The organism is Streptacidiphilus jeojiense, from assembly GCF_000719095.1.
Taxonomy (GTDB): Bacteria; Actinomycetota; Actinomycetes; order Streptomycetales; family Streptomycetaceae; genus Streptacidiphilus; species Streptacidiphilus jeojiensis.
This window is the reverse complement of record NZ_JOEH01000034.1, coordinates 45110-64886: the sequence shown is the minus strand read 5'-3', so window position 1 is coordinate 64886 and position 19777 is coordinate 45110. Positions and strand designations below refer to the sequence as shown.

Here is a 19777-nt window from a genome sequence, read left to right as displayed (position 1 = left end):
CGTGCAGCGCCGGCTGATCAACTCCACCCTCGCCGTCGTCCTGGTCGTGGTCGCGCTGTTCTGCGCCCCGCTCGCCCTGGTCGAGAAGCGCAGCATCGAGAGCAACGCCCAGGAGCAGGTCACCTCGGAGGCGCTGCACCTGGTGGGGGTGGTGGAGAACCGGCTGGTCGCCGGCGAGCCCATCGACGCCGAGGCACTGTCCGGGCTGACCAGCCAGAACGCCCAGCGCTACGCCGTGGTCGAGCTGCCGGGGCAGCCGACCATCACCCTCGGTGACAAGCCGGCCGGCGACGACCCGGTCAGCGCCACCGAGACCGGTCCGCACGGCGAGAAGGTCACCGTCCAGGAGTCGCGCGGGCCGCTGAACCGCAATATCCGCAACATGCTGCTGCTGCTGGCCCTGGTCGCGCTGCTCACCATCGTGGCGGCGGCCCTGCTCGCGGTCTGGCAGGCCAAACGGTTGGCCCGCCCGCTCACCGACCTCGCCGAGACCGCCGAACGGCTGGGCTCCGGCGACCCGCGCCCCCGGCAGCGCCGCTACGGCGTGGTCGAGCTGGACCGGGTCGCCGAGGTGCTGGACGCCAGCGCCGAGCGCATCGCCAGGATGCTCACCGCCGAGCGCCGCCTCGCCGCCGACGCCTCGCACCAGCTGCGCACCCCGCTCACCGCGCTGTCGATGCGGCTGGAGGAGATCGCCGAGACCGACAACCTGGCCACGGTCAGGGAGGAGGCCGCGATCGCCCTGGGCCAGGTGGAACGGCTCACCGACGTGGTGCAGCGGCTGCTCACCAACAGCCGGGACCAGCGCAAGAGCTCGGCGAAGCCGTTCGAGCTGGACGAGGTGATCAAGCAGCAGGCGGAGGAGTGGAGCCCCGCGCTGCGCCGCGCCGGACGCACCCTCTACCTGGAGGGCCCGCCCGGACTGCTGGCGCTGGGCAACTCGGGGGCGGTGGCCCAGGTACTGGCGGCACTGATCGAGAACTCGCTGATGCACGGGGACGGTGCGGTCACCATCCGCACCCGGGTCCGCGGCTCCTCGGTGGTGCTGGAGGTCCAGGACGAGGGCGCGGGCGTCCCCAGCGAGCTGGGCGCGCGGGTCTTCGAGCGCGCCGTCAGCGGCCACAACTCCACCGGCATCGGCCTGGCCGTCGCCCGCGACCTCGCCGAAGCGGACGGAGGCCGCCTGGAACTGCTGTCCCAGCGGCCTCCGGTGTTCGCACTCTTCCTCGGCAGGGCCGAGCCAAAAGGAGGAAGCCTGGGGCGCCCTGAGGGCTCCGGGAGTGCGAAGTGAGTAGGTAAGGAAAGTGAGGGTCAGAGCTCCTTGGCCCGGGCCTTCAGCTCGGAGTGCTCGGTGCTCAGCTTGACCTGTTCGGCGGCCAGGATCCGCTCGGCCTGGCCGACCGCGTCGGCCGCCCCGATCACGTCCGCGGCGGCCTCGGGGATCGCTTTGAAGACCCAGGTCCGGTAGGACCAGAAGCGGAAGACGGTGGCGACACCGATACCGACGACGGTGCACACCAGCTTCTCCAGCTTGGTGTCCAGGCCGAGGCCGTAGGTCAGCGCGTAGAGCACGGCGTTCTGGATCAGCAGGCCGATGCCGCTGAAGATCAGGAACAGGGTGATCTCGCGCGACCTGGTCTTCTTGTCGGCGTTGCGGTACACCCAGTACCGGTAGCCGATGTAGTTGGTGCCGATCGCGATCAGGGTCGCCACGATGTTGGCGCGCACCGTCTGCATCGAGTCGAGCAGGATGCTGAAGGCCACCAGCTGGACGACGACGCCGACTATGCCGACGATCCCGAACTTGGCCAGCTCATGGACGAGCCGGCGCAGAACGTTCGGCGCTGCGGGCGCGGGATCGGGGCTCGAAGTCATCGGTGTCCGTCTCTTTCAGGGCTGTGGGGGGAGCGCATCTCATGCTAGTTCGCGTACCCGCTCCGTCGCCGGGCCAGCGCAGGCATCTCATGGGACTCACACATGAGTCCTGGCTGCAGAACTTCAAGGTTCCACGATAGACGATCCCTGTGGGACCTGGACGGGCCGTCTCGGCAGGGGGCCGGGCCGGAACTGTGCCCACCGTCCTGGCCTGCGGTGATGTCGATCCGCGGGCACCTATATCCTCAGGGGTGTGACTTTTCCAGTAGTCGGCATGATCGGCGGCGGGCAGCTAGCCCGAATGGCTCACCAGGCGGCGATCCCGCTGGGTGTGAGGTTCAGGCTGCTCGCGGACACCCCGCAGGACTCGGCAGCGCTGGTGGTGAACGACGTCGTCCTCGGTGACTACCGCGACCTCGACACCCTGCGGCGGTTCGCGGCCGGCTGCGACGTCATCACCTTCGACCACGAACACGTCCCCACCGAGCACCTGCGGGCGCTCCAGGCCGAGGGCGTCGCGGTCAGGCCGGGGCCGGACGCGCTGGTGTTCGCGCAGGACAAGGGGCTGATGCGGGCCCGGCTGGACGCCCTGGGCGTGCCCTGCCCCCGGCACCGGCTGGTCGCCGACCCGGCGGACGTCGCCGCCTTCGCTGCCGAGGGCTCCGGGTTCCCGGTGGTGCTGAAGACCACCCGCGGCGGCTACGACGGCAAGGGCGTCTGGGTGGTCCGCGACGAGGCCGAGGCGGCGGAGCCGTTCCGGGCCGGCGTCCCGGTGCTGGCGGAGGAGAAGGTCGACTTCGTCCGGGAGCTCGCGGCCGACGTCGTGCGCTCCCCGCACGGGCAGGCCGTCGCCTATCCGGTGGTGGAGTCCTGGCAGAAGGACGGCATCTGCCACGAGGTGACCGCCCCGGCCCCCGACCTCTCCGCGGACCTCGCTGCCGAGGCCCAGGCGCTGGCGCTGCGGATCGCCGGGGAGCTGGACATCACCGGCCACCTCGCGGTCGAGCTGTTCCAGACCCGCGACGGCCGCATCCTGGTCAACGAGCTGGCCATGCGGCCGCACAACTCCGGCCACTGGTCCATCGACGGTGCGGTCACCTCGCAGTTCGAGAACCACATCCGGGCCGTCCTCGACCTGCCGCTGGGCGACCCCAGGCCGCGGGCCCGCTGGACCGTGATGGTCAACGTCCTCGGCGGCGACTACCCGGACATGTACCACGCCTACCTGCACTGCATGGCCCGTGACCCCGGCCTGCGCATCCACATGTACGGCAAGGACGTGAAGCCCGGTCGTAAGGTTGGCCACGTCACAGTCTTCGGGGACGACCTGGACGACGTCCGGGAGCGCGCCCGCCATGCCGCCGCCTACCTGCGCGGTGACATCACCGAATGAGACTGAATAAGTCAGACAAGGGGACAACGCATGCCTGAGCAGCCGTTGGTCGGCATCGTCATGGGGTCGGACTCCGACTGGCCGGTGATGGAGGGCGCAGCCAAGGCCCTGGACGAGTTCGAGGTCGGCTACGAGGTCGACGTGCTGTCCGCGCACCGGATGCCCCGCGAGATGGTCGAGTACGGGGAGCAGGCCGCCGGCCGCGGCCTCAAGGCGATCATCGCGGGCGCGGGCGGCGCCGCCCACCTGCCCGGGATGCTCGCCTCGGTCACCACCCTGCCGGTGATCGGCGTCCCGGTGCCGCTGAAGTACCTGGACGGCATGGACTCGCTGCTGTCCATCGTGCAGATGCCGGCCGGGGTCCCGGTGGCGACGGTGTCGATCGGCGGGGCCCGCAACGCCGGGCTGCTGGCGGTCCGTCAGCTGGCCGCGTTCGACCCCGAACTCGCCGAGCGGATGCGGGACTTCCAGCAGGAGCTGAACAGCCAGGCCACCGACAAGGGCAAGAAGCTGCGCGCCAAGGTCAACGGCGGCAACAGCTTCGGCTTCGGGAGCTGAGCGGACGGATGAGCGAACCGACGGTCTGGACCGCCCCCGCGCCCGAACTGCTGGACCGGGCTCGGGCGCTGCTCGCCGAGCACCCCGTCGTGGACGGGCACAACGACCTGCCCTGGGCGCTGCGCCGGCAGGTCGGCTACGACCTCGACGCCCGTGACATCGCCACCGACCAGAGCGCCCACCTGCACACCGACCTGGCCCGGCTGGCGGCCGGAGGTGTCGGCGCGCAGTTCTGGTCGGTGTACGTGCGGACGGACTTCACCGGCGACCGGGCCGTCAGCGCCACCCTGGAGCAGATGGACTGCGTGCGCGCGCTCGCCGCCCGCTACCCGGACCGGCTCCGGCTCGCCTTCAGCGCCGACGACATGGAGGCGGCCCGCGCGGAGGGCCGGATCGCCTCGCTGATGGGAGCCGAGGGCGGACACTCCATCAACGGCTCGCTGGCCACGCTGCGGGCCCTGCACGCCCTGGGCGTCCGGTACATGACGCTCACTCACAACGACAACCTGCCGTGGGCGGACTCCGCCACCGACGAGCCGGCCGCCGGCGGACTCACCCGCTTCGGCGAGGAGGTCGTCCGGGAGATGAACCGGCTCGGCATGCTGGTCGACCTCTCGCACGTCTCCGCGGACACCATGCGGGACGCGCTCAGGGTCACCCGCGCGCCGCTGGTCTTCTCGCACTCCTCCTCGCGCGCGATCTGCGACCACCCGCGCAACATCCCGGACGACGTGCTGGAGCAGCTCGCCGTCAACGGCGGCGTGGCGATGGCCACCTTCGTACCCAAGTTCATCCTCCCCGAGGCCATCGCCTGGACGAAGGCAGCCGACGCCAACCTGGAGTCCCACGGCTTCCACGCGCTGGAGACCACGCCGGAGGCGATGGTGGTCCAGCGGGCGTTCGAGGCGGCGAATCCGCCGCCGCGGGCCTCGGCGGCGACGGTGGCGGACCATCTGGACCACATGCGCGAGGTGGCCGGCGTCGACCACATCGGCATCGGCGGCGACTACGACGGCACGGCCTTCACCCCTGACGGCCTCCAGGACGTCTCCGGCTACCCCAACCTGATCGCCGAACTCCTCGGCCGGGGCTGGTCGGAAGCCGACCTGTCCAAACTGACCTGGAGCAACGCTGTCCGGGTGCTGCGCGAGGCCGAAGGGGTCGCACGGTCGCTCGTCGGGGAGGCGCCATCCATCGCCACGATCGAGCAACTGGACCACTGAGCCCGGGTGCGGTCCTGCATGGTCGGTCGCGCACGCTTTTCATCAAGCACAGCCCCGCGCCCCTGGGGGCTGCAACTGGCTCAGTTGCAAACGTGCAGGGGCGCGGGGCTGTGCTTGTTAAAAGCATGCGCGACAAACCAAACGCCCACGTAGAGCGCACCACCCTGGAGATCGCATGCCCACCCCCCACGCCGACCTGGTCCTCACCGGCGGCCCCGTCCTCACCGTCGACGGTGCCCGCAGCCGCGCCCGCTCCGTCGCCGTGACCGCAGGCCTGATCACCGCCGTCGGTCAGGACGAGGTCCGCGAGCTGATCGGGCCGAAGACGGAGGTCGTCGACCTGGCCGGACGGCTGCTGCTGCCCGGCTTCCAGGACGCGCACGTCCATGCCGTCTACGGCGGTGTGGAGCTGGGGGAGTGCGACCTCACCGGCACCACCGACCCGGACGAGTACCGCCGCCGCATCCGCGCCTACGCCGAGGCCCACCCCGAGCGGGAGTGGATCACCGGCGGCGGCTGGTCCATGGAGAGCTTCCCCGGCGGCACCCCCACCCGGCAGTTCCTGGACGCCCTGGTCCCCGACCGCCCGGTCTACCTGCTGAACCGGGACCACCACGGGGCCTGGGCCAACACCCGCGCCCTGGAACTGGCCGGACTCGACGCCGCCACGGCGGACCCGTCCGACGGCCGGATAGAACGCGAGGCCGACGGGACCCCCAGCGGCGCCCTGCAGGAGGGTGCGACCGGCCTTGTCGCCCGCCTCGTCCCGCCGACCACCCTCGCCGACCGGGTCGCCGGGCTGCTGCGGGCGCAGCAGTTGCTGCACTCGCTGGGCATCACCGCCTGGCAGGACGCCCTCCTCGGCGTCTTCAACGGCCAGCCCGACCCCGCCGAGGCCTACCTGGTCGCGGCGTCCGAGGGCCGGCTCACCGCACGGGTCAACGGCGCGCTGTGGTGGGACCGTTCGCGCGGCGCCGAGCAGATCCCGGAGCTGGTCGAGCGGCGCCGGCGGCTGCGGGTGGGCCGGTTGCGGGCGGACTCCGTCAAGATCATGCAGGACGGCATCGCCGAGAACCACACCGCCGCGATGACCAACCCCTACCTGGACGGCTGCGGCTGTCCGACCGCCAACAGCGGCCTCAGCTTCGTCGACCCGGACGCGCTGCGGGACTACGTCACCGAGCTGGACGCCCTCGACTTCCAGGTGCACTTCCACGCCCTCGGCGACCGTGCCGTGCGCGAGGCGCTGGACGCGGTCGAGGCGGCCCGCAGGGCCAATGGATTCCGCGACACCCGGCACCACCTGGCCCACCTCCAGGTGGTGCACCCGGACGACGTCCCGCGCTTCCGCGCGCTGGGCGCGGTCGCCAACCTGCAGCCGCTGTGGGCGGCGCACGAGCCGCAGATGGACGAGCTCACCATCCCCTTCCTCGGCGGGGACTCGGCGCAGTGGCAGTACCCGTTCGCGGACCTGCTGCGCGCCGGAGCGACGCTGGCCGCCGGCAGCGACTGGCCGGTCAGCAGCCCGGACCCGATCGAGGGCATCCACACCGCGGTCAACCGCAGGGGGTACGGCGACGACGACGCCCGGGTCTTCCTGCCGGACCAGCGGCTGGACCTCGGCACGGCGCTCGCCGCGTACACCGCCGGATCGGCGTACGTGAACCACCTGGACGACAGCGGGACCATCCGCGTCGGCGCCGTGGCCGACCTGGTCGTACTGGACCGGGACCCCTTCGCGGGACCGGCCGAGGAGATCGGGGCGGCGAAGGTCGAGCAGACGTTCGTATCAGGTGAGCGGGTCTGGTGCGGATAGTGCATGGCTGGCCGCGCAGTTCCCCGCGCCCCTACACGTTTGCAACTGAGCCAGTTGCACTTGCTAGGGGCGCGGGGAACTGCGCGCTCAACCAAGTGCCTGCCTATAGCGCGCAGCTGACCGCACCACGACACCCCCACAGACGGCCACCAGGAGCAGAGCCGTCAGCACCGGCCACCACGGGAAGGCCGTCGGACCGGGTGACGCCGCGTCACGAATCGCCGCGTTCACCGGTGACCACGGCGCCACCAGCAGCACCACCGACGCCGCCGCCAGCGTGAGCACGCTGGTCGCGGGCCGCCGCACCAGCGGCGGTGCGCAGAGGGCGCCCAGCGCCACCCCCACCAGCAGCCCCACGACGATCGCGGCGGCGCCGTCGCGGGCAGTGGCGGCGAGCGCCACCGGGGCGCCTCCCGGTGGCGGGCTGCTCATGGTCCACTCGAACGCCCCGGCGACCGCCGCCAGCACCGCGCCCAGCCCCAGCGCGACGCCCAGCGCAGCACCCTGCACCCGCCGTGGACCCGCGGCAGCGGACACGCAGGCGCGGGCCGCGGCCGGCTCCCCGGTCAGGACGGTACGGGTGAGCCAGCCCGCTCCGGGCACCAGCATTCCGGCGCACCAGCCCAGCGAGTCCCCGTACTGCTGGCCGCCGAAGACCCCGGCGACGATCAGCACCGCGAAGAACAGCGCCGGCGGCAGCCACCGCTGCGAGCGCAGCAGCAACGCGAGTTGATAGCGGATCAGATCGCTCACCGGCCGGCCTCCACCCGGGCGATGTGGACCACTGGCTCGGCGAGCAGGGCCCGCAGGACCTCGTCGCTGTGCCGGGCGTCGGCGGTCAGCCGGACCGTGTCCGGGGACGGTTCGCCGACCGTGCTGACCCCGACCAGCTCAGCCAGGCCCTTGGCGCCGCCGGGCCGACCGGTCACGGTGATCACCACGTTCGGACTGCCCGGACCGGAGCCGTCGGTCGTCACCGAGCCGTCCCCGACCTGCCAGTGCAGCGCCGGCAGCCCCGCCAGCCGGGTCGGGTCGTGGTCGACGAAGAGCACGGTGCAGCCCTGCTCGACCCGCTCGGCGACGGCCGCGTCCAGGGTGGCCCTGGCGTCCTGGTCGAGCCCGGTCCAGGCCTCGTCCAGGACCAGCAGCTCCGGGTCGCCGACCAGGGCCTGGGCGACGGCGACCTTCTGGCAGGTCCCCTTGGACAGTTCGGCGAGCGGGGTGCCCGCGAAGGCCGCGGCCCCGAGCCGCTCCAGCATCGCCGTGGCCCGCCGGGCGGGCTCGGCACCGTGCAGACCGTGCACCCGGCCCAGATGGCACAGGTAGTCATGGGCGGTGAAAGGGAGCGCGGCCGGGAACCGCTCCGGCACGTACGCCCGGCGGGCGGGCCGTTCCCGTACGGCGCCCCGGTCGGGCTCGCACGCCCCGGCGACCAGCCGCAGCAACGTCGACTTACCGCCCCCGTTGCCACCGGCCGCCCGGACCAACTGCCCCTGGTCCAGCTCCAGGCTGACGTCCCGCAGCACCCAGGGCTCACGGCGGCCGTAGCGGACGGCGATGCGGTCGAGTCGCATGCGGCACAGCGTAGATCCCCCCGGACCGAATGTGTCCCCGTTCCGGGGACAAGACGGGCGAGAGGGGCTCCGACAGCAGCGCACGCTCTGCCCTTGCCGCTCGGCTTGTCGCCGAGGGCGCGTGCGTAACACCAGCCGCACTCGCCTCGCTGCTGCGTGGATGACCGTGGAGCCTTGGCTTCGCAGGCTCTGGGTCCGGCCCGCTATCGTGGAGCCATGACGGAGCAGTCGATTTATCAGCACTTGCGTGAGTTTGCTGAGCACTTCGAGCCGCCGGCGCCGTTCGGTCCGCACATCGAGATCAGCGACGGCAAGATCGTCATGATGATAAGTCCGTCAGGGGCTCATGACCTGGACGCGATGCGTATTGCCAACCAGCTCACCCGGCAGCTGCCGGAAGGCCTCTTCGCGGGGGGATTCGACATCGAACATCCGCTTGCGGCGAAGATGCGCCGTCCCGATGTCGCCGTTGTGGACGAGGACGCCGCAGTCACGTCCGAGGCCGTCGACGCCACCGCTGTCCATCTCGCGGTGGAGATCGTCTCTCCCTCCAATCCGGAGAACGACTACATCGACAAGGTCCGGGACTACCCGCTGATGGGCGTCCCCCGCTACCTCATCGTTGATCCCCGCAACGGATCCTGCCTCTACTACTGGGACAGCGACGGCAAGACCTACCGCGAGTCGCGGCCGTACACCTTCGGCGATGTGATCTCCGTGGGCGACTGGACGGTCGACACCTCCGAGCTGGTGCTGTACCCGCCCAAGCGGCATCGCTGACCCGTGCTTCAGCGGGACAGGCGGGGGATCTCGATCGCCGGGCAGCGGTTCATCACCATGGTCAGGCCTGCGTCGCGGGTGCGTCGGTAGGCGTCCTCGTCGATGACGTCTAGCTGGAACCAGACCGCCTTGGCGCCGATGGCCACCGCCTCGTCGGCGACGGCTCCGGCCAGGCTGCTGTTGACGAAGACGTCCACCACGTCCACCGGGAAGGGCACGGCGGAGAGCGAGGGGTAGCCCTGCTCGCCGTGCACCGTCTCGGCCGACGGGTGCACCGGCACCACCCGCTTGCCGAAGCGCTGCAGCACCCTGGCCACCCCGTAGGCGGCGCGTGCGGTGTTGTTGGAGAGCCCGACCACCGCCCAGGTGTCCCCGGTGCCCTCCAGGATCGCGCGGACGGTGGCGTCGTCGCCGTAGCTGCTCATCGGTGTGCTCCCTGGCCGTAGGCCCTCGGTCCCGCCGGTTCTCCCGGTCACTCGGGAGAACCGGCGGACCGGCGGGTGCATTCCTGGCGCGGTTTGAGCTGGGCCGGGGTTCAGCTGGGGCGGCCCAGGGCGCGGTAGGTCCAGCCGGCGTCGCGCCACCGCTGCGGGTCGAGCACGTTGCGGCCGTCCAGGATCCGCGGTTCGGCGACGACCTCGGCGAGCTCGTCCGGGTCCATGGAGCGGAACTCCTGCCACTCGGTGAGGTGCAGCACCACATGGGCGCCGGTGACGGCCTCCAGCACCGACTCGGCGTAGTTCAGCGCGGGGAACATCTTCCGCGCGTTGTCCATGGCCTTGGGGTCGTAGACGGTGACCTGCGCGCCCTGCAGCTGGAGCTGTCCGGCCACGTTGAGCGCGGGGGAGTCGCGCACGTCGTCGGAGTCGGGCTTGAAGGCCGCGCCGAGGACCGCGATCCGGCGACCGAGCAGCGCGCCGCCGCACTGCTCGCGGGCCAGCTCGACCATCCGGGAGCGGCGCCGCATGTTGATGGAGTCGACCTCGCGCAGGAAGGTCAGCGCCTGGTCGGCGCCCAGCTCCCCGGCCCTGGCCATGAAGGCGCGGATGTCCTTGGGCAGGCAGCCGCCGCCGAAGCCCAGGCCGGCGTTGAGGAACCGGCCGCCGATCCGGGTGTCGTGGGCAAGAGCCCCGGACAGCTGCACCACGTCGGCGCCGGAGGCCTCGCAGACCTCGGCCATGGCGTTGATGAAGGAGATCTTGGTGGCCAGGAAGGAGTTGGCGGCGGTCTTCACCAGCTCGGCGGTGGGGAAGTCGGTGACGACCAGCGGGGTGCCCTTGTCGATCAGCGGAGCGTAGAGCTCGCGCAGCGTGGCCTCGGCCTCGGCGCTGCGGACGCCGATGACCAGCCGGTCCGGGTTCAGCGTGTCGTCGACGGCGAAGCCCTCGCGCAGGAACTCGGGGTTCCAGGCGACCTCGGCGGCGGCGCCGGCCGGGGCGGCCTCGGCCAGCCGGCGGGAGAGCCGGTCCGCGCTGCCGACCGGGACGGTGGACTTCCCGACCACCAGGGTCGGCCGCTTCAGGTGCGGAGCCAGCAGGTCGAAGGCGGACTCGACGTAGCTCATGTCGCAGGCGAACTCGCCGCGCCGCTGCGGGGTGTTGGTGCAGATGAAGTGGACGTCGCCGAAGTCGCCGACCTCCTCCCAGGAGGTCGTGAAGCGCAGGCGCCCGGTGGAGCCCTCCAGCCCGTGCAGATGCTTGCGCAGCAGCTCCTCCAGGCCCGGCTCGTACATCGGGACGTTCCCGGAGGCGAGCGCGGCCACCCGTTCGGGAAGGATGTCGAGCCCCAGGACCTCGAAGCCGAGCTCTGCCATGCAGGCTGCGTGGGTGGTCCCCAGGTAGCCGGTCCCGATGACGGTGATCTTCACGGCGCTGAACGTCCTTCCGCCGGATGGATTGTGTGGAGCAAGTAAGACGGGCCTGCGGATACTACCCGCGAAGTCTGAACGCTGTTGCGGAGGTCACGCAACGCACTGAACGCCGGAAGCTCTAGAATCTGGAGTGAGCAGATGTTACTTAACGGTAGATAACTTGGGGTGAGGCGCATGGCGTCCAATGGTTCGTCCAACGGGTCCGCGGACTTCGACCTGTTCCGGGTGTCCGAGGAGCACGAGATGCTCCGGGACGCGGTGCGTTCGCTCGCCGAGTCCAAGATCGCCCCGTTCGCCGCGGAGGTGGACGAGCAGGCCCGCTTCCCGCAGGAGGCGCTGGACGCGCTCACCGCCAACGACCTGCACGCGGTGCACGTCCCCGAGGAGTACGGCGGCGCCGGCGCCGACGCGCTGGCGACGGTCATCGTGATCGAGGAGGTGGCCCGGGTCTGTGCCTCGTCCTCGCTGATCCCGGCCGTCAACAAGCTGGGCTCGCTGCCGGTGATCCTCTCCGGCGACGAGGCGCTGAAGCAGAAGTACCTGGCCCCGCTGGCGGCCGGGCAGGGCATGTTCTCCTACTGCCTGTCCGAGCCGGACGCGGGCTCCGACGCGGCCGGGATGAAGACCCGCGCGGTGCGCGACGGCGACTTCTGGGTGCTCAACGGGGTCAAGCGGTGGATCACCAACGCCGGGGTCTCCGAGTTCTACACGGTGATGGCGGTCACCGACCCCGAGAAGCGCTCCAAGGGCATCTCCGCGTTCGTGGTGGAGAAGGGCGACGAGGGGGTGTCCTTCGGCGCGCCGGAGAAGAAGCTGGGCATCAAGGGCTCGCCGACCCGCGAGGTCTACCTGGACAACGTCCGGATCCCGGCCGACCGCATCATCGGCGCCGAGGGCACCGGCTTCGCCACCGCGATGAAGACCCTGGACCACACCCGGATCACCATCGCGGCGCAGGCGCTGGGGATCGCCCAGGGCGCGCTGGACTACGCGGCCGGCTACGTCAAGGAGCGCAAGCAGTTCGGCAAGGCGATCGCCGAGTTCCAGGGCATCCAGTTCATGCTCGCCGACATGGCCATGAAGCTGGAGGCGGCCCGCCAGCTCACCTACGCGGCCGCGGCCCGCTCCCAGCGCGGCGACGGGGACCTGACCTTCTTCGGCGCCGCGGCGAAGTGCTTCGCCTCGGACGCGGCGATGGAGATCACCACCGACGCGGTACAGCTGCTGGGCGGCTACGGCTACACCCGGGACTATCCGCTGGAGCGGATGATGCGCGACGCCAAGATCACCCAGATCTACGAGGGCACCAACCAGGTCCAGCGCATCGTGATGGCACGGAACCTGCCGTAACCACTCTTGAGGGGCGCGGGGAACTGCGCGGCCAACGCCCTACGAAGGTGCATGGTTGGCAGCGCAGTTCCCCGCGCCCCTGGAGACAAAGGACTCAGGCGGCGTGGATGATCTCGATGCGGCCCATGTTGCAGGGCTCGCTGGGGCCGCAGTCGGCCTTGAGGCACAGGCTCACCAGGGAGACCAGCAGGTCCCCGTCGGCGTCGCAGTCGAGGTGCACGGTGGCCCAGGCCGAACCCGGATGCAGCCGGAAGGCGGTGGAGCGCTCCAGCTCGTCGTGGATGCGCTCGATCACCGGGCGGGTGAGCAGCACGTCGGCATCCCGCTCGGTGTGCAGGTGCACGATCTCGCGGCCGTCCGCGAAGATCGCTGATCCGGTGCCGCAACTGGCCGGTGCGGTGCTGAGGTCGGGCCAGGTCGCTAGCTGCTCGACGGCACGACGCGTGGCGGTCATGCAGCCATCATCCCCTGGACGCCCGGGAATTCACCACCCTTCAGCAAAAGGTTCGTCCGAAGGTGCCGAACGGTGCCGAACGGCCCCGGCGGACCGCTACGGGCGGGCGTCCCGCGGCGGGGGCTGAGGCTCGGTCCGGGCAGGGTCGGGGGCGGGGGGAGGCGGCGCGTCGTCCGCGCGGGGGCCCGGGCGCAGGCGGCCGAAACGCAGCATGCGGCCTACCAGCAGCCCCAGGAAAAGAGAGCCGACGAACCAGGCGCCGAGCACCACCAGAATCGTCCCGGTCGTTCCCACGGCATATCCCTACTTCTTCTGCGTAACGGGTCGCACCTGCTCGGTGACGGCCTTCCCCCATCATCGCTCCTCCGGGGTCCTCCGCCCCAACTCCGTTCGCCTGCAAGCCTTCACAGCAAGGGCCGGGCCAACAGCGCGGCTGCCGCCTCGACGTCCGGGGTCAGGTCCCGGTCGGCGGTCCCGGGGTCGAGGACGGCGCCGGCGTCGCGCTGGAAGCGGCCCAGCTCCGTCGCCGGGTCCAGGATCACCCCGTTCATCCGCAGCGCCCGGACGGCGGCGACCAGTTCGCAGGCGAGGACCAGTCGGAACAGGGCGACGCTGTCCAGCAGGTGCCGGGCGCCGCCGGCCGCGAAGCTGGCGTGCTCCTCGACGCCGCGCGACAGCACGGCGTGGCCCAGGGTCACCGGCTGGGCCAGGGTGCGCAGGTCGGCCAGGGCCGACTGGGCGGCGTACTCGGTGATCATGACGCCGCTGCTGCCGTCCTCGTCCTGGGCCAGGAAGGCCGGCAGGCCGGTGAAGACCGGCGAGACCAGCACCCCGACCCTGGCCGTGGACAGCTGGGCCGTCCCCAGCACGGCCAGCCGGAGCTGGTCCCCGGCCAGCGCCAACGAGGCCTGGTGGAAGCCGCCGTGGTGGTGGTAGTCGGCGGGCTCCAGGGAGAGCAGGGGGTTCTCCGAGGCGGCGTTGATCTCGATGGCGAGGACGGACTCCAGCGCGTCGGCGGCGTCCAGGGCCGCGCCGTGCACCTGCGGCAGGCAGCGGAAGCCGTACGGGTCCTGCACCAGCGGCGGTTCCCAGGGGAGCGGGTCGAGCAGGTCCCGCATCCGGGCGGACAGCCGGGTCGCGCCGGCGTGCGGGCGCAGCGCGTGCACCACCGAGGAGTAGGGCTCGGTGGAGCCGTGGACCACGGTGAGGGAGAGCGCCGCGATCAGTGGGACGGCGTCCAGCAGGGCGTTCAGGTCGTGGTGCGCCAGCGCCGCCTGACCGATGGTCAGGGCGCTGCTGGACATCAGCGGCAGCGCGTCCCAGAGGTCCAGGGCCAGCGGTTCGGGGGCGGGGCCGCTGCCCTCGCCCTTGCGCCAGGGGTGCTCCCCGGCCAGGGCCAGGCCGAGTTCGCCCAGCGCGGTCAGGTCCCCGGTGCCGATCGAGCCGTAGGTGTGCACCTCGGGGACGTGGCCGCTGCCGAGGGCCTCGGCGATCCGGTCCACCACGTCGGCGCTGATCGCCGAACCGGCCCGCAGCAGCTGGTTCAGCCGGACCGCCAGCATCGCCCGGGTCTGCTCGACCGGGACCAGCGGGCCGATGGCGCCGCTGTGGCTGCGCAGCAGCCGCATGCCCTGCTCGTCGGCGGCGGCCTCGCTGATGTCGGTGGTGCGGTTGGCGCCGACCCCGGTGGTGTACCCGTAGACGCGGCGGCGGGTGACCACCTCCTCGGCCGTCCGGCGGGCCTGGAGCATGCGGTCACGGGCGGCGGGGTCGATCCTGGCCCGGGCGGTCCGCCGGGCCAGGGCCACGATCTCGGCGGAGGTGAGCGAGGCGCCGTCGAGGGTGAGTATCGGGGCGTTCAAGGGTGGTGGATGCCTTCCTGGGTGGATGCGTGCTTGGTCTCGGGGGCCCAGGCGAGGCTCGCGAACAGGCCGAGCGCGAGCACGCCGGCGAGCCACACCATGGACCAGCCCACACCGAGGGCGCTGAGGCTCACCGGCAGCACGAAGGTACCGACTGCCGAGGCCACCCTGCTGGTGCCGTTCAGGAATCCGACGCCGGAGGCCCGCAGGGCGGTCGGGAACAGCTCGGGCGGATAGACCTGGGTGATGTTGGAGGCGCCCGACATCACGAAGGTGTAGAGCAGGAACGGGATCATCAGCAGCACCGCCGAGGCGTCGCTGAGCGCGGCCAGTGCCAGCAGCGAGGCGGTGAGCACCGCGAAGGAGCCGATGGTGAAGCTGCGCCGGCCCATCTTCTGCACGAACCACAGCCCGACCACGCCGCCGAGCAGCAGGAACAGGTTGAGCAGCAGGTTCTGCAGATCGGGGTCGGAGACCTGGAGGCCGGACAGGATCGTCGGCACGAAGGTGTAGATGGCGAAGTACGGCAGCACCAGGGCGCTGTAGAAGGCGACGCCGAACCAGGTGTTCCGGGCCTGCCCCGGCGCGAACAGCTGTCCGTAGCCGTGGACCGGTGGGGCGGCCTCGTGCGGCAGGGTCTGTGCGGCGATGGCGGCGGCGTCGACGTCGAGCTCGGTCTTGAGGTAGCGCCGGCTGATGGCCTGCGCCTCGGCCACCCGGCCCCGGCTGACCAGCCAGCTCGGCGACTCCGGGGTGCCGATCCGGATCAGCAGCACCAACAGCGCGGGTAGCGCCGCGCTGGCCAGCAGCCAGTGGGCCGAGCTGTCGCCCTCGGAGAGGTAGGTGCCGAGGATGTTGGCGGTGACGTAGCCGACCGTCCACAGCACGGTGAGCGAGCCGAGCAGTACCCCGCGCAGCCGGCGCGGGGCGAACTCGGAGAGCAGGGTGGGGCCGACGGCGTAGTCGGCGCCCAGCCCGAAGCCGATCAGCAGCCGCAGCGCGAACAGCACCGCGGGGTCGTGGCTCCACAGCTGCAGCGCGGAGGCGACGGTGATCAGGATGAAGTTGTAGAGGTACAGCTTCTGGCGGCCGATCAGATCGCCGACCCGGCCCAGCACGATGCTGCCGAAGAACAGCCCGATCAGGGCGGAGGAGCCGAGCAGGCCCTGCCACACCCCGGACAGCCGCATGGTGGTGGTGAGCGTGGGCAGCGCCGCGCCGATGATGCCGAGGGCGTATCCGTCGGAGAAGTTGGCGCCGAAGGTGGTGGCGGTGATCCGCAGGTGGAAGGCGCGCAGCGGTTCCCGGTCCGCTGCGGTGCCTTCGGGAGGGGCGGTGGGGCCGGCGGCCATGTACGTGCCTCCTGGTGGTGGCCGTGCGTGATAGCCCCTCATCCTGCATGAATGTCTACAGTCGATCAATGAGCGACTGCATGAATTTCATCATTCGGACCGGGTGATCCGGATCTGCTGCTCCCAGACGTTCAGGCCGACGACCAGCGCGGCGAGCAGGCCGAGGGTGGCCAGCGCGGGCAGCAGGGGCACGGCGGGGAGCAGCAGCAGGCAGACCCCGGCGGGGAGCAGCAGCAGGCAGACCCCGGCGGCGATCAGACGGGTCGTCGAGAGCCGCCGGAACATCCGCCAGCGGGTGTAGCCGAAGGTGGCGAGGTAGAGCGCGCAGCCGCCGACCAGCAGCGAGCCGCTGCCGGTGCCGAGCCGCAGGCCGGGGTGGGCCACCGACTCGGTGAGGCCGACGGCGACCGCGATGATCCCGGCTATCAGGCTGAGATGGGCGTACGACAGCACCTGCCGGACGATGTCGACCCGGACCGCGGCGACGGTCACGGCGTGCCGCATGGCGTCGGCGGCGTAGGCGAAGTAGACCCACCACAGTCCGCCGATGAGCACGAACGAGACGGCCACGGCGACCAGTTCGGCGGCGGTGAGGTGGGCCGCGGCGGCCAGCGGGGCGCCGACGGAGATGACCGTCTCGCCGAGCGCGAGCAGCAGGAACAGGGTGAACCGCTCGGGCAGATGGGCCGGGTGGACCTGAACCCCCAGCAGCCGTCTCCGGGCCAGCACCGGCGTGGCCAGGTCCAGCGCGGCCGCCACCGCCCACAGGACGGTCCTCGCGCCCCCGTGCAGGGCGCCGCCGATCACCATCATCGGCCCGGTGACCAGGGCGCCCATGCCGAACGGGCTGACCAGCTGGCCGCCGATGGCGGCCACCCGGCCGGCCAGCACCAGCCGCGCGGCCAGGTAGGAGCAGCCGAACAGCAGCCCGCGGGAGCCGTAGGCGTGGGGCACCGAGAGCGCCATGAACAGGCCGCAGAGGCCGACCGCGAAGATGGTGAGCCGGTCCACCGGGTTGTCGATGTCATGGGTGCTGGCCTGGACGCTGGTGCCGACCCAGGCCCAGTAGACCGGGACGAAGACGATCAGCGCGTGGCCGACGCCGGCCCAGCCGTGGTGGGCGTGCAGCAGCGCCGAGACCTGGGTGACGCACAGGGCGAAGACCAGGTCGAAGAAGAGCTCGGCGTTGGTGACGCGCTTCTCGGCGACCTGCGCCGCCGCTTCCGGGTGGTCGGCGTCCTCGAGTTCGGCCGTCTGCTCGGTCACGCGTCGATAGTGCCATGGCGCCCCGGTGCTGATGGAACGTCAGTGCGACGCCCCGCCCAGGTTGAGCGCCACCACCCCGGCGATGATCAGGCCGATCCCGGCCAGCTTGAGGGCGTTGACTCCCTCGCCGAGGAAGGCGAAGCCGACCGCAGCGACCACCGCGGTGCCGGCTCCGGACCAGATCGCATAGGCGGTGCTCACCGGTATGTGCTTCAACGCCTGGGCCAGGAACACGAACGAGAGGCCGTAGCCGACCACCACCACCAGGCTGGGCAGCAGCCGGCTGAAGCCCTCCGAGTACTTCAGCGAGACCGTCGCGCAGATCTCACTGCCGATGGCGAGGGCGAGCAGCAGGTAGGGCATGGGTGGCGGGATCCTCACGGTCGACCGGGTCGCTCTTCCCCCGCGCTGACCAGGGCACGCAGCAGGGCAAGATCTACTTCCAGCAGGCTACCCACCACCAGGCGGCCCGGTGCCTGCTCGACCGGGGCGGTCGAGGGTACGGCGAGGACGGCGCAGCCGGCCGCCTCGGCCGAGGCGATGCCGGTGGGGGTGTCCTCGACCGCCACGCAGTGGGCGGGCGCCACGCCCAGCGCGGCCGCGGCGGCCAGGTAGGGGTCGGGGGCGGGCTTGGTGCGCGGGGTCTCCCCGGCGGCGAAGGAGACCGCGAAGCGGTGCCGGCCCAGTGAGTCCAGCACCACGTCGACGACATGCCGCGGCGAGGCGGAGACCAGGGCGGTGGTTACCCCGGAGGCCACCAGCGCGTCCAGCAGCGCCAGGGCGCCCGGCATCGGGACCACCTCGGCGGCGACCAGCACCGCGAACCGCTCCTCCAGCGCGTCGGCGAGCCGGTCCAGCGGGAGCGGCCGGGCGGCGTCCTCGGCGAGCAGCCGGCGGTGCAGGTGCTCGGCGGTGTCCTCGACCGCGCGGCCGAGGATGTGCGGTTGGTCCCGCTCGTCCAGGGCCAGGCCCAGTTGTTCCGCCTGCCTCCTCACCGCCTCCAGCCAGAGCTTCTCGGTGTCGACCAGGGTGCCGTCCATGTCGAAGAGGACGGCCTGGAGCTGGTCGGTGGCTTGGATCGGCGGCACGTGAGCTGCTCTCTGCAGGGGGTGGAATGCGGGCAGGCTGATGCTGCGGGGCCCCGGGGGAGCTCCGCAGTGGGCCGGTCGGGCCGGTCGGCCGGGGTCAGTCGGTGGCGCGGGCGTCCACCAGGACCGGGCGCTCGGGGAGCGAGACGGTGACCCCGCTGCCGGCCGGCAGGGCGGCGGCCTCGTGGGTGGACAGGTCGACCTTGATGCTCCGTCCGTCCGGGAGCTGGACACCGAGCCGGGTGACCGCACCGAGGAAGGTGCTGCCGGTGATGACCGCGCCGCTGCCTCCCTGGGCGCTGAGCAGCACGTTCTCCGGGCGCACCAACACCTCGACGTCCTGCTGCGCGGCGGTCCGCTCACCGTCCACCGGCAGCCGCTGGCCCAGCACCTCGACGGTGCCCGGGTCCTCGCCGACGCGTCCGGGGATGCGGTTCATGGTGCCGACGAACTCGGCCACGAACGCGGTGGTCGGGCGGGCGTACAGCTCGGCCGGCGTGGCGCACTGCTCCAGCCGTCCGGCGTGCATCACCGCGACCCGGTCGGCCATCGACAGCGCCTCCTCCTGGTCGTGGGTGACGAAGAGGGTGGTGATCCCGAGCTCCTGCTGGAGCCGGCGGATCTCCTCACGCAGCGTCAGCCGGACCTTGGCGTCCAGCGCCGACAGCGGCTCGTCGAGCAGCAGCACCCGCGGGCGCAGGGCCAGGGCCCGCGCCAGCGCGATGCGCTGCTGCTGGCCGCCGGAGAGCTGGTGCGGGTAGCGGTCGCCGTACTGGGGCAGGCCGATCAGCTCCAGCAGCTCGTCCGCGCGCTTGCGGCGCTCGGCGCCGCCGAGAGGGCGGCGCGAAGCGCGTCGAATAGGGGTGGTGGTCGGGTGAGGGGCCGGCCGCATCTTCAGGCCGAAGGCCACGTTGTCGCGGGCGTTGAGGTGCGGGAACAGGCTGTAGGACTGGAACACCATGCCGGCGTCGCGGCGGTGCGCCGGTATGCCGGTGATGTCGCTGCCGTCGACCAGGACCGCGCCCGAGTCCGGGGTCTCGAAGCCGGCCACCATCCGTAGCGCGGTGGTCTTGCCGCAGCCGGACGGGCCCAGCAGGGCCAGCAGTTCGCCGGGACGGACGGTCAGGTCCAGGCCGTCCAGGGCGGTGGTCGCGCCGAAGCTGCGGCGCAGGCCGCGGAACTCGACGGTGGCCCCGGCGCCGCTGTCGGCGGCGGCCGGTGGGACCGGATCGGTGAGGGACGGGGTGTCGGCTGTGGGGGCCGTCTCGGTCATCTGGGGCTCCCTGGAGCTTGTGGTCTTCATGGGGTCACTGGTT

General features: G+C 71.7%; 19 protein-coding genes. 7 read left to right on the top strand and 12 right to left on the bottom strand.

Annotated features, from left to right (window positions below; all coding sequences use genetic code 11):
* Window position 1 precedes the first annotated feature (1 nt).
* Window positions 2-1291, top strand: a complete 1290-nt coding sequence (locus IF29_RS0135275; RefSeq protein ID WP_030264196.1) for an ATP-binding protein — start codon at window positions 2-4, stop codon at window positions 1289-1291.
* Between the two features lie 20 nt (window positions 1292-1311).
* Here IF29_RS0135275 and IF29_RS42670 read toward each other — a convergent pair whose 3' ends face one another.
* Window positions 1312-1875 (bottom strand): GtrA family protein, encoded by a 564-nt coding sequence (locus IF29_RS42670; protein WP_051726445.1) that lies wholly within the window; start codon window positions 1873-1875, stop codon window positions 1312-1314.
* A 253-nt stretch (window positions 1876-2128) separates the two neighbouring features.
* Here IF29_RS42670 and IF29_RS0135265 point away from each other — a divergent pair, with 253 nt between their 5' ends.
* From IF29_RS0135265 to IF29_RS0135250, 4 genes are all read left to right on the top strand, one after another.
* Complete coding sequence (locus tag IF29_RS0135265; RefSeq protein WP_030264191.1) at window positions 2129-3268, top strand: 5-(carboxyamino)imidazole ribonucleotide synthase; 1140 nt, start codon at window positions 2129-2131, stop codon at window positions 3266-3268.
* 30 nt (window positions 3269-3298) lie between these two features.
* Window positions 3299-3826, top strand: coding sequence for a 5-(carboxyamino)imidazole ribonucleotide mutase (gene purE / locus IF29_RS0135260; protein ID WP_030264189.1), 528 nt, complete (start codon window positions 3299-3301; stop codon window positions 3824-3826).
* 8 nt (window positions 3827-3834) lie between these two features.
* Entirely contained in the window at window positions 3835-5049 is a 1215-nt protein-coding gene (locus tag IF29_RS0135255; protein WP_051726444.1) for a dipeptidase, read from the top strand.
* A 175-nt stretch (window positions 5050-5224) separates the two neighbouring features.
* A complete protein-coding gene (locus tag IF29_RS0135250) occupies window positions 5225-6865 on the top strand; it encodes an amidohydrolase (RefSeq protein WP_030264185.1) in 1641 nt (546 codons plus the stop codon).
* An 87-nt stretch (window positions 6866-6952) separates the two neighbouring features.
* On the opposite strand, the gene IF29_RS46485 is transcribed toward IF29_RS0135250, so the two are convergent.
* Both IF29_RS46485 and IF29_RS0135240 read right to left on the bottom strand, forming a co-directional pair.
* Window positions 6953-7618 (bottom strand): hypothetical protein, encoded by a 666-nt coding sequence (locus tag IF29_RS46485; RefSeq protein WP_030264183.1) that lies wholly within the window; start codon window positions 7616-7618, stop codon window positions 6953-6955.
* Window positions 7615-8439, bottom strand: coding sequence for an ABC transporter ATP-binding protein (locus tag IF29_RS0135240; RefSeq protein ID WP_030264177.1), 825 nt, complete (start codon window positions 8437-8439; stop codon window positions 7615-7617). Before IF29_RS0135240 ends, IF29_RS46485 begins: the two co-directional genes overlap by 4 nt.
* Before the next feature lie 216 nt (window positions 8440-8655).
* Here IF29_RS0135240 and IF29_RS0135235 point away from each other — a divergent pair, with 216 nt between their 5' ends.
* The gene (locus IF29_RS0135235; protein WP_030264174.1) at window positions 8656-9219 is read left to right on the top strand and encodes a Uma2 family endonuclease; all 564 of its coding nucleotides are present in this window, start codon (window positions 8656-8658) and stop codon (window positions 9217-9219) included.
* Between the two features lie 8 nt (window positions 9220-9227).
* Here IF29_RS0135235 and IF29_RS0135230 read toward each other — a convergent pair whose 3' ends face one another.
* Complete coding sequence (locus IF29_RS0135230) at window positions 9228-9644, bottom strand: CoA-binding protein (RefSeq protein WP_030264170.1); 417 nt, start codon at window positions 9642-9644, stop codon at window positions 9228-9230.
* A gap of 110 nt (window positions 9645-9754) precedes the next feature.
* Window positions 9755-11086, bottom strand: a complete 1332-nt coding sequence (locus tag IF29_RS0135225; protein WP_030264166.1) for a UDP-glucose dehydrogenase family protein — start codon at window positions 11084-11086, stop codon at window positions 9755-9757.
* A 177-nt stretch (window positions 11087-11263) separates the two neighbouring features.
* On the opposite strand from IF29_RS0135225, the gene IF29_RS0135220 reads away from it, so the two are divergent.
* Window positions 11264-12439 (top strand): acyl-CoA dehydrogenase family protein, encoded by a 1176-nt coding sequence (locus tag IF29_RS0135220; RefSeq protein WP_030264158.1) that lies wholly within the window; start codon window positions 11264-11266, stop codon window positions 12437-12439.
* 94 nt (window positions 12440-12533) lie between these two features.
* On the opposite strand, the gene IF29_RS0135215 is transcribed toward IF29_RS0135220, so the two are convergent.
* From IF29_RS0135215 to IF29_RS0135180, 7 genes are all read right to left on the bottom strand, one after another.
* Window positions 12534-12893, bottom strand: coding sequence for a luciferase domain-containing protein (locus IF29_RS0135215; protein ID WP_030264156.1), 360 nt, complete (start codon window positions 12891-12893; stop codon window positions 12534-12536).
* A 404-nt stretch (window positions 12894-13297) separates the two neighbouring features.
* On the bottom strand, window positions 13298-14755 hold the full coding sequence (locus IF29_RS0135205; RefSeq protein ID WP_030264147.1) for an aromatic amino acid ammonia-lyase: 1458 nt from the start codon (window positions 14753-14755) through the stop codon (window positions 13298-13300).
* Window positions 14752-16107: an MFS transporter gene (locus IF29_RS0135200; protein WP_030264145.1), complete on the bottom strand. Its 1356-nt coding sequence runs from the start codon at window positions 16105-16107 to the stop codon at window positions 14752-14754. The genes IF29_RS0135205 and IF29_RS0135200 overlap by 4 nt, the downstream gene beginning before the upstream one ends.
* Before the next feature lie 90 nt (window positions 16108-16197).
* Entirely contained in the window at window positions 16198-17373 is a 1176-nt protein-coding gene (locus IF29_RS0135195; RefSeq protein WP_084715401.1) for a low temperature requirement protein A, read from the bottom strand.
* A 39-nt stretch (window positions 17374-17412) separates the two neighbouring features.
* Complete coding sequence (locus IF29_RS0135190; protein ID WP_030264139.1) at window positions 17413-17736, bottom strand: DMT family transporter; 324 nt, start codon at window positions 17734-17736, stop codon at window positions 17413-17415.
* A 14-nt stretch (window positions 17737-17750) separates the two neighbouring features.
* Complete coding sequence (locus IF29_RS0135185) at window positions 17751-18461, bottom strand: HAD family hydrolase (RefSeq protein WP_232242723.1); 711 nt, start codon at window positions 18459-18461, stop codon at window positions 17751-17753.
* A gap of 97 nt (window positions 18462-18558) precedes the next feature.
* The gene (locus tag IF29_RS0135180; RefSeq protein ID WP_030264129.1) at window positions 18559-19734 is read right to left on the bottom strand and encodes an ABC transporter ATP-binding protein; all 1176 of its coding nucleotides are present in this window, start codon (window positions 19732-19734) and stop codon (window positions 18559-18561) included.
* Between the last annotated feature and the right edge of the window lie 43 nt (window positions 19735-19777).